The 6,380-nt window shown below is 58.0% G+C and carries 6 protein-coding genes; all 6 read left to right on the forward strand.

Annotated elements, in window-relative coordinates; genetic code table 11:
• Positions 1–183 precede the first annotated feature (183 nt).
• The 6 genes from BQ17_RS07790 to BQ17_RS07815 all read left to right on the forward strand — a co-directional run bounded on the left by BQ17_RS07790 (position 184) and on the right by BQ17_RS07815 (position 6,277).
• On the forward strand, positions 184–657 hold the full coding sequence (locus tag BQ17_RS07790; RefSeq protein ID WP_089725874.1) for an RDD family protein: 474 nt from the start codon (positions 184–186) through the stop codon (positions 655–657).
• A gap of 123 nt (positions 658–780) precedes the next feature.
• The gene (erpA, locus tag BQ17_RS07795) at positions 781–1,131 is read left to right on the forward strand and encodes an iron-sulfur cluster insertion protein ErpA (protein WP_089725876.1); all 351 of its coding nucleotides are present in this window, start codon (positions 781–783) and stop codon (positions 1,129–1,131) included.
• 97 nt (positions 1,132–1,228) lie between these two features.
• Complete coding sequence (urtB, locus tag BQ17_RS07800) at positions 1,229–2,857, forward strand: urea ABC transporter permease subunit UrtB (protein ID WP_256091516.1); 1,629 nt, start codon at positions 1,229–1,231, stop codon at positions 2,855–2,857.
• 85 nt (positions 2,858–2,942) lie between these two features.
• Complete coding sequence (gene urtC / locus BQ17_RS07805; protein ID WP_089725878.1) at positions 2,943–4,055, forward strand: urea ABC transporter permease subunit UrtC; 1,113 nt, start codon at positions 2,943–2,945, stop codon at positions 4,053–4,055.
• Positions 4,052–4,882 (forward strand): urea ABC transporter ATP-binding protein UrtD, encoded by an 831-nt coding sequence (urtD, locus tag BQ17_RS07810; RefSeq protein WP_089725880.1) that lies wholly within the window; start codon positions 4,052–4,054, stop codon positions 4,880–4,882. The genes urtC and urtD overlap by 4 nt, the downstream gene beginning before the upstream one ends.
• A 717-nt stretch (positions 4,883–5,599) precedes the next feature.
• Positions 5,600–6,277: a hypothetical protein gene (locus tag BQ17_RS07815; RefSeq protein WP_089725882.1), complete on the forward strand. Its 678-nt coding sequence runs from the start codon at positions 5,600–5,602 to the stop codon at positions 6,275–6,277.
• Positions 6,278–6,380: the final 103 nt, after the last annotated feature.

Consider the following 6,380-nt stretch of genomic DNA (forward strand, 5'->3'; position numbering starts at 1 on the left):
TGTGAAAACCGTTGGTCAGTGCAGATAACAACCAGAAAGAGAACCACGGATGAACACGGATCGACACGGATGGAGACCAATCCGTGTTGATCCGTGTCCATCCATGGTTCGAGATAGCGAGGATCAGATAGTTTGTTTTCTCGGATTGTGCCGTGTGGCAGTATAATTTTCCTCGGCTCTTCGATGGATTCCGGACGCTTCCATTTACGCCCCGATGATGCACAAGCGTGCGTCCCCGGCGTTTTTCGCCGTCTGGCCGCCCTGCTCTACGACTTGGTGCTCCTGCTCGGCGTGCTCATGATCGCGGTCACCTTCTTGATCGTCCCCTATTATTTCGCCGCGGGCGTGCCCTTCCCCCACGATGAGTACTTCCACCGTTTCGGGTTGCGCCTTTACCTGGTTACAACGATCGCCCTGTTTTTCATGTTCTTCTGGATCCGCGGCGGTCAGACGCTCGGTATGCGCACCTGGCACTTGCGACTCGTACGTGAAGACGGTTCCCCCCTTAAGCCCCGCGACGCCCTCATGCGACTGGTATGGGCAACGCTCTGCCTCGCGCCGGCCGGTGCCGGCCTGCTGTGGATGCTGTTCGATCGGGACCGCCTGACCTGTTACGACCGGCTCTCCCGTACCAGACCGATCAGGGTGCAGGACTGATCGGCCACGAGCCCGGCGGTTTGCTAGGGCCTGTTGATATATTCGAGATGCCCTTGAATCAGCTAGGGAAAAGCCTAATATGGCCCATATTACGACTCGATACTATTTTCAAGGTATATCCCAATGAGTGCAGAAACTGCTGTTGAGACTCCCCTGGAATTCACGTCTGCGGCGGCAGCTAAGGTCGCCCAGCTGGTCAAGGACGAGGGAAATCCCAATCTGATGTTGCGGGTTTACATCCAAGGAGGCGGTTGTTCCGGGTTCCAATACGGCTTCACCTTCGAAGAGCAGGTCCAGGATGGGGATACCGAAGTGACCACAGACGGCGTCAAGCTGCTGGTCGATCCCATGAGCATGCAGTACCTCACCGGCGCGGAGATCGACTATACGGAGGGTCTACAGGGCGCCCAGTTCGTCATTCGCAATCCAAACGCAACCACCACCTGCGGTTGTGGGTCTTCCTTCTCCGCTTGAACGCTCAAGCCCGAAAATCCATCAGCGCGTGGCTGCTGCCGGTGCTCGACCGCTGCCACGGATAGGTTACTGTAACCTTGGGCTTGCGATCTCGCTGGTGCAGCTGGCTCGCATCCTCCTTCTGGGATGGGGCCTGGTGGCGCTCGGGCCGGCATCCGCCCAGGGGCACGCCCCCCGGGAACCCGCCCAGGCCGCACCGTCCTTCGAACAGTCCCTGACCCAGCTCCTCGACCCTTCCTTCAAGGTCAAATCCGCCGCCGTCGATGCCATCGCCGCTGGCGGTGATGAGCGGGCACCGCAAGCACTCGCGGCCCTGCTGAGCGGCAGGCTCTTCTACCGCAAATCCGACCGACGCGTCGTCTACGCCGAGCGGCGAACCGACGGCTATCGAATCACCGACGTGCTCAGCGGCGAGCCGCTGGGAGACGCCGGACGGCACCACATAAAGAAAATCGGCATCAACAACAAGCTGCGCCGGCAACTACGGGCCGCCATCGCAGGTCTGGCGCTGGACCATGTAGAGCCCAAAGTTCGCCTGGATGCGGTGCGGAGAATGATGTCCGATCCGGACCCGAACCTCGCGCCCCGGCTCCAAGCGCGTCTGGACCTGGAGCAGGACGCGGCAGTGCGCGAGGCCCTGGAACAGACGCTTGCCGTCACGGATCTCGTAAGCCCGGATGCGAAGGTGCGCCTGGCCGCGGTAGGGGCGCTTAGGGGCAACCTGGAGCCGGTCGTCCGCAACCGCCTCTCCACCCTGCGGGAACAGGACGAGTACCCGGAGATAAAATCGGCAGCGACCCAAGCCTTGGCGGACATCGAGCGCAAGCTCACGCTCTATGCCAAGGCCGAGACCCTGTTCTTCGGCCTGAGCCTGGGGTCCGTCCTGGTGCTGGCCGCCATCGGACTCGCCATCACCTTCGGGGTCATGGGCGTCATCAACATGGCCCACGGGGAGCTCATCATGCTCGGCGCCTATACCACCTATCTGGTGCAGCAGGCCATGCCTAACGCCGGCGAGTATTCCCTGCTCGTTGCCATTCCCGCGGCCTTTCTGGTCGCCGGGGCCTTCGGCGTAGTCATCGAGCAGCTAGTGATCCGGTTCCTCTACGGTCGGCCGCTGGAGACCCTGCTGGCCACCTTCGGCGTCAGCCTGATCCTGCAGCAGCTGGTGCGTACCACCATCTCGGCCCAGAACGTGGCAGTGGAGAATCCGGTCTGGATGAGCGGGTCCCTCCAGATCAATCCCGCCCTGAGCCTGACCTACAATCGGATCTACGTCATCCTGTTTACCCTCCTGGTCTTCCTGGGTCTGCTGCTGATCCTGAAACGCACGACCCTGGGGCTACAGGTGCGGGCGGTATCCCAGAACCGGGCCATGGCCCGCGCCATGGGGGTCCGCTCCGCGCGGGTGGACGCCTTGACCTTCGGATTAGGGGCCGGTGTCGCCGGGGTTGCCGGCGTCGCCCTGTCCCAGCTCACCAATGTGGGCCCCAATATGGGGCAGGCCTACATCATCGACGCCTTCATGGTCGTGGTGTTCGGCGGGGTCGGAAACCTGTGGGGGACCCTGATCGGTGGCCTGACCCTGGGGGTCGCCAACAAGCTCCTGGAGCCCTGGGCCGGCGCCGTGCTGGCCAAGATCCTGGTGCTGGTATTCATCATCCTGTTCATCCAGAAACGCCCGCGGGGGCTGTTCCCGCAGCGCGGTCGGGCAGCGGAGGGTTGATGAACCGCAAGGGCGTGATGGAGTAATCGCAAATGGGTAGTGGTTAAGGTTTAAAACGAGCTTTTCGTCGCGTGAAGGTTGAAAAATGGGGTTTATCAGGGCATTGAAAGGCGACACCGGCGGGCAGATCATGCTGTTCCTGCTGGGTTTGGTCGCGATTGTGGTGCCTATCCTGAACCTGTGGGTGCCGGCGTCGAGTCCCTGGTATCTGTCCACCTATACGGTCACCCTGCTAGGCAAGTACCTGACCTATGCCCTGCTGGCGGTGGCAGTGGATCTGGTCTGGGGCTATCTCGGGATCCTGAGCCTGGGCCATGGGGCCTTCTTCGCCCTCGGCGGCTATGCGATGGGCATGTATTTGATGCGGCAGATCGGAGAGCGGGGCGTCTACGGCAATCCGGAGCTGCCGGATTTCATGGTCTTTCTCGACTGGTCGGAGCTGCCCTGGTTCTGGTACGGCTTCGACCAATTCTGGTTTGCCGCCCTGATGGTGGTGCTGGTGCCGGGGCTGCTGGCCTTCGTCTTCGGTTGGCTGGCCTTTCGCTCCCGGGTCACGGGAGTCTATCTGTCCATTATCACCCAGGCCCTCACCTATGCCCTGATGCTGGCCTTCTTTCGCAACGAGATGGGTTTCGGCGGCAATAACGGCTTGACCGACTTCAAGGATATTCTAGGCTTCGACCTGCGTAGCGACGGCACCCGGATCGGACTCTTCCTCGCCTCCGCCGCCGCCCTCGCCCTGGGCTACCTGGCCTGCCGCTTTGTCGTCAGCTCCCGCCTGGGCCGGGTGGCGGTCGCCATCCGCGACGCCGAGGCGCGCGTCCGCTTCCTCGGCTACCGGGTCGAACGAGTCAAGCTCTGGATCTTCAGCTTCTCCGCCGCATTGGCCGGCGTGGCCGGTGCCCTCTATGTGCCCCAGGTCGGCATCATCAATCCGGGGGAGTTCGCGCCGCTCAATTCCATCGAGCTGGTGATCTGGGTCGCCATCGGTGGACGCTTCACCCTCTATGGCGCCGTGCTGGGGGCCATCCTGGTCAATTACGCCAAGACCTATTTCACCGGCGTCATGCCCGAGGCCTGGCTGTTTGCGTTGGGCGGCCTGTTCGTACTGGTGACCCTGCTCCTGCCTAAGGGGATCGTGGGCCTGTTCGCGCGCCGCAAGCGCTCCACCGCACAACCGGCGGATGTCACCCCATGAAGGCCCTGCGGCAAATTCAAAAGGCCATGCGCCGGGATCGCCAATTCGGCCTCATGCATTCGGCGCGGGACATGGCGCCGGATGTCAGCCATGGTGAGCTCCTATATCTGGAGGATCTCAACCTCAGCTTTGATGGCTTCAAGGCCATCGACGACCTGAGCTTCTACCTGGAGGCCGGCGAGCTGCGCTGCGTTATCGGCCCCAACGGCGCCGGCAAGACCACCATGATGGACATCATCACCGGCAAGACCCGCCCGGACTCCGGCAGCGCCTCCTTCGGCCTCAACATCGACTTACTGGAGCTGTCCGAGTCCGAGATCGCCGAGATCGGCATCGGACGCAAGTTCCAAAAACCCACCGTATTCGAGTGCCACCGGGTGATCGAAAACCTGGAGCTGGCCATGGCCGGCGACAAGCGCGTGTTCCCCACTCTGTTCGCCAAGCTGACCGGCGAGCAGCGAGATCGTATCGACGACGTGCTTGGTATCATTGGGCTCACGGAGCATGCCTACCGGGACGCCGGCGCCCTCTCCCACGGCCAGAAACAGTGGTTAGAGATCGGCATGCTACTGATGCAGGACCCCCTCCTGCTGTTGGTGGACGAGCCCGTGGCCGGGATGACCCACCAGGAGATGGACCGTACCGCGGAGCTACTCCGGTCCTTGGCGGGCAACCACTCGGTGGTCGTCGTCGAGCACGATATGGAATTCGTCCGTGCCATCGCCAAGCGGGTGACCGTCCTGCACCGGGGCCGCGTGCTGGCGGAAGGGACCATGGACCAGATACAGAATGATCCCAAGGTGATCGAGGTCTACCTGGGCGAGTGAACGCTTTTACTGCACCAGTCGGATTGAGTATGGGAAAAATGATCCGGGCTTCGATTTCTAACGCCGACCACAGTCGGTATACTTCGGAAAGTAATCGCTCAGACCCCACCGCGTCATTCCGGTAAGGATTGCCGGAATCCAGTGCCACGGACGGCAAAAGCAGTGGGGGTCTGAACCATTACCTTGGAAAACTACGAATCACGCGAATCGGCGCGAATCGATCTGCGAGGATTCATGTGATTCGTAGGTTGGGCAAAGCCGCCAGGGACGGCGGCGTGCCCAACAAATCATTTAACTATTAATCACCACCGAAAATTTACCACTACCGCCTTCTGTATTCGCAGACTACGCAAGTCATCACGGATTACATCGTTTTCAATCTGTGGAAATCCACGCAATCTTCGGACAAAATATGACAGCTTCCCGCAGTCGTGCCCTTGGGATGAGGAGCAGTTCCTGAAGGACTATTGGCCGATTGCGGATCAGGGTTAGGGGCCGTCTAAAAAAAGGCCGTAGGCCATATAGTCGGGAGTAGGCTGGGTTGAGGAACGAAACCCAGCGTTTACGAGCAAGCCTGGTTTGCTGGGTCTCATCCCTCGACCCAGCCTACCGCTTTGAAATCAATATGTTAGTTTTTAGACAGCCTCTAAATCTAGATATTTTAGACACGGCAGTAGAACCGTCTATTGCAGTTAGCGGTTGAACAAGGAGTCGCTTATGCAACTAGATTGGACAATAAAAATAGGTGATATTCTCACGTCTTTTACAATTATCGTTTCTGTTGCAGCTCTTGTCATCACATGGACAAAAGATCAGGATACCAGAGAAACACAGCAAGCCAACTTGGTTAGGTCAGCCGCGGCATCTGTTATTACTAAACTTGATAGATGGCAAGCCCTTCAATTATCGCTCTATCAAAAACTGCAGCCGGAATTCGTAATAACCAGCGAAAAGCTTGGGGAGGAATACGATATAATCGAAGTTAGGGATTATCTATGGAAGACAATAAGTAACAAAAGAATACAGATCTTCTCAAAAGTGCTTGAAGAACAAATTACTACATCATACATTGATCTACTCGCGTACTTTCCCGATACCAGAAGGAAACTCTTAGATCTATTTCAGGAGTTGAATGAAATTGAGGAGAGAATATCGAGTAGTTTTCTTGGACAATCTCAGCAGAACATTCTGGCATTTGAAGGCAAGGAAGCTAATTATACAAGCGCCATGCTCGGGAATGCTTTACGTTCTACTGCGGCTCAACACAAAGAAGAGTTTATTAGAAAAACATCACACGTGATTGCTCCAGTAAAAGCGTTTCTTTTCGATGTAATCGCCAAAAGTAATAAACAGATTCTACATGCTAGTCGTGATTCAAAAACCACTAACAAATGAATAATCAAGTAGGAGAGTGATGAATGATTATGTGTCAGGTCCCGGATGATTACGTGGAATTTTTTTAAACAGTTGGGGTTGCTGTGCGTGCCATTGTTTGAGT

It is taken from the genome of Candidatus Thiosymbion oneisti (assembly GCF_900092655.1).
GTDB classification, from domain to species: domain Bacteria; phylum Pseudomonadota; class Gammaproteobacteria; order Chromatiales; family Chromatiaceae; genus Thiosymbion; species Thiosymbion oneisti.